2 protein-coding genes are annotated in these 3,384 nt (G+C 58.1%); both read right to left on the bottom strand.

Annotated features, from left to right (window positions below; translation table 11 throughout):
- A partial coding sequence (locus NW852_RS12660; RefSeq protein WP_414426799.1) for a ribonuclease J occupies window positions 1–1,838 on the bottom strand: 1,838 nt, incomplete at its 3' end.
- Between the two features lie 260 nt (window positions 1,839–2,098).
- Window positions 2,099–3,019, bottom strand: a complete 921-nt coding sequence (dapA, locus tag NW852_RS12665; RefSeq protein WP_414366061.1) for a 4-hydroxy-tetrahydrodipicolinate synthase — start codon at window positions 3,017–3,019, stop codon at window positions 2,099–2,101.
- Window positions 3,020–3,384: the final 365 nt, after the last annotated feature.

A 3,384-nucleotide genomic window follows, 5' to 3' on the forward strand; every position in this document is an offset into this window, starting at 1 on the left:
GCCGCCACCGCCGCCGAGGAGCGCCGCCGCCGCCCCAAGGTTACCTGCTCCTGCCGCACTTCGCCAACTGGCAGAGAGGTGACCGGCACAGACTCCTCTTCAGGCGACTGGACAAAAACCAGTACCGTCGGCTTGCCGGGCAGTTGTTCGCGGACAAAGCGGCGCACCACCCGCTCCACCTCTGCCTTGAGGCCGGCCCAGTCGATCTCCAGCCTGCCCCGCTCCAGCGAGCGGGCAAAGCGCGGCCAAGCTTGCTTGAGAGTGTCCTCCAGCAGGGGTTTTAGGTCGGATCCTTTAAAGGAATTGCCCTCACCCGCCAGGCCCAAACTTTGCACCTGCGGCGTGCAGAGCAACTGGCCCCTGCCATCCAAGCTGATGACTACCGTCACCATGCCATCTTTGGCCATCTGCTGGCGCTCCTGCAGCATCTCGTCCATGACCACCCCATCGTGGGAAGCGGCAATCATCTGTACCCCCGTGGGCACCTTGCCGACGACAGCAATGCGCTCCTGGTTCACCTCCACTACATCGCCGTTGCCGATGATCACGATGTTTTCCCGCGGGATCCCCATGCTCATTGCCGTTTCAGCGTGCTTGACCAGCATGCGGTATTCCCCATGAGTGGGAACAAAGAACTTAGGACGGGTGAGGGCAATCATCAGCTTCTGGTCTTCCTGGCAGCCGTGGCCGGAGACGTGCAGCCCCTTGTCTTTGCCGTAGATGACATCGGCTCCCAGCTCCATCAGCTTGTCGATCACCCGCGTTACTGCCAGCGTGTTGCCGGGAATGGGGTTGGCCGACCAGATCACTGTGTCTCCTGGCTTGATCTGCAACTGCGGGTGCTCGCCGTTGGCGATGCGGGTCAGAGCAGCCAGCGGTTCGCCTTGGGATCCCGTGGTGAGGATGATTACCTGGTCGTCCGGCAAGCTGTTGATGACATGCATCGGCTGCAGCGTCTCGTCCTTGCAGCGGATGTAGCCTAAGCGCCGCGCGTGAGCCACCACGTTCAGCATGGAGCGGCCCAACAGAGACACCACCCGGCCCTGCTGCTCGGCAATCTGCAACACCAAATTGAGGCGGTGTACCGAAGAAGCGAAGGTAGTGATGATCACCCGTCCCTTGGCTCCCGCAATCGCCTTGGTAAGGCCTGGCACCACCGAGGCTTCGGAAGGAGTAAACCCAGGCACCTCGGCGTTGGTGGAGTCGCTAATCAGACACAGCACCCCCTTTTCCCCATGTTCGGCCAGTCGCTGTAGGTCGAAGCGCTCCCCATCCACCGGCGTGTGGTCAATCTTGAAGTCGCCCGTCTGGATGACAACACCCACCGGCGTGTGCAGAGCCACCGTGAAGCTATCGGGAAAAGAGTGGGTGTTGCGGATAAACTCAGCAAAGAAGTACTTGCTCAGGGGCACGATATCCCGCGGCCCAACCGGGCGCAATTCCGTGCGGTTCAACAGCCCCACATCGCGGAGCTTGTCCTCCAGCAACGCCAGCGCCAAACGCGGGCCATAGATGACCGGAATGTCGAATTCTCGTAGGTGATACGGGATCCCGCCGATGTGATCTTCGTGGCCGTGGGTAACCACCATCCCCCGCACTTTATCGCGGTTTTGCTTGATGTAGGTCATGTCCGGCAGCACGATGTTGATGCCGTGCATGCTCTCATCGGGGAAAGCCAAACCGGCATCCAGCAGGATGATGTCATCCTCGTAGCGGAAGGCCCAGGTGTTTTTGCCGATCTCCCGCTCGCCTCCTAGCGGGATCATCTGCAGCGAGGCAGTGGGCTTGGCTGCCGAGGCCGCAGGACGGGAAGTAATGGAAGTCCGTGGTGTTGGCATATTAGCTTTAGATCCTCAACAGTGACAGTCAAACAGACAAAAACTGGTGTAGACAAATCCCAGCAAACTTACCCGCAAGGTCATAGGTAAAAGCCGGATTCCGCGGTCGCAATTTATCTCTTTCCCGGTGGGGAAAAAGCAAAAACTTTAGAAGAAAAACGGCCCTAGTCACAGCTCAAACGCCACAGAAGACCCCCCAACCCTTGAAAAACTCTCGTCATGGTAAAGGCAAAACCTAAGAAAATGTCATAAAGATGGGATCATGAAGCCTTCGCCGTCCTTCGTTCGGATCCCTGCGCTTCAGCCAGGAGGCCTACTTCTTGCAGCACTTGCCGTAAAACCTGTAGAGAACTGGCCTGGAGAGGCACCAGCGGAGGGCGCACCTGCCCCACTCGCCAACCCTGCATCTCTAGCGCTGCTTTGATGGGAACAGGGTTGGTCTCGATGAACAAAGCCTTAAACAGTGGAAACAGACGCAAATGATAGGTCAAAGCTTGGCCGTGTTGTCCGCTGCTGTAGCTTTGGATCAACTCCTGCAGTTGCGGCCCAACCAAGTGGCTGGCTACACTGACCACACCGCTGCCTCCCAAGGATAAGATCGGCAGTGTCAGAGAGTCATCTCCTGAATAGATGCCGAAATGTGGGGGAGTAAGCCGCCGAATTTCCGAAACTACATCCATTGTACCACTAGCTTCCTTGATGGCGACAATCGTTTCCAACTCCGCTAGTTTCGCCACCGTTTCCGGCTGCAGGCTCACCCCCGTCCGACCGGGAATATTGTAGAGCATGATGGGCAGGTCGCTGGCTTGGGCAATCGCCTTAAAGTGCTGATAGAGGCCAGCCTGGGTGGGCTTGTTGTAGTAGGGCACCACTTGTAAAGAGCCATCCAAACCCAATTGGGCAGCTTTTTTGGTGGCTTCGATGGCCTCGCGGGTGGAGTTGGATCCCGTGCCGGCGATAACTTTAGCCCGACCGGCCACCGCATCTCGCACCACGCGGAACAGTTCGTACTCCTCTTGCCAGGTTAGGGTGGGAGACTCGCCAGTGGTGCCGCAGACCACCAAGCCATCGCTGCCGTGGGTTACCAAGTAATCAGCCAAACGAGCGGCTTCTTCGTAGTTAAGCTCCCCCTCAGGCGTAAAGGGGGTCACCATTGCCGTCAGCACGCGACCGAAATTCACAGGTTATCTCTCCCCATCAACCACGCCGCTCGCCATTGCCGGTCTGTGACCCCGCAAAATCCAATGTTGCGGGCCAGAGCCTTGGTTATCTCCTTATCATACCTGCCTTTGGGCCAGGGATCCCGTTTGGCCGGCGGGGCTGCTTGCCAAGGCTCAGCGCACCGGTTGCCTCAGAGCAGCTAAAAAGGAAATAACCTAGAAGGGGCGGACCGTTTGAACCCAGAATGTATGGTTGCCTACCAACTCTGCCTTTAGTCCTGGGATCAGCAGCCTTCCGGCTCCTGACCTTTCAGCTTCGAGGATTGCGATGGACGCTCTAGCTGCCATAAAAGCGCGCATCTCCGCTGACAAGTTCGATCCCAGCC

Source organism: Synechococcus sp. H60.1 (genome assembly GCF_047462335.1).
In the GTDB taxonomy this organism is placed as follows: Bacteria; Cyanobacteriota; Cyanobacteriia; order Thermostichales; family Thermostichaceae; genus Thermostichus.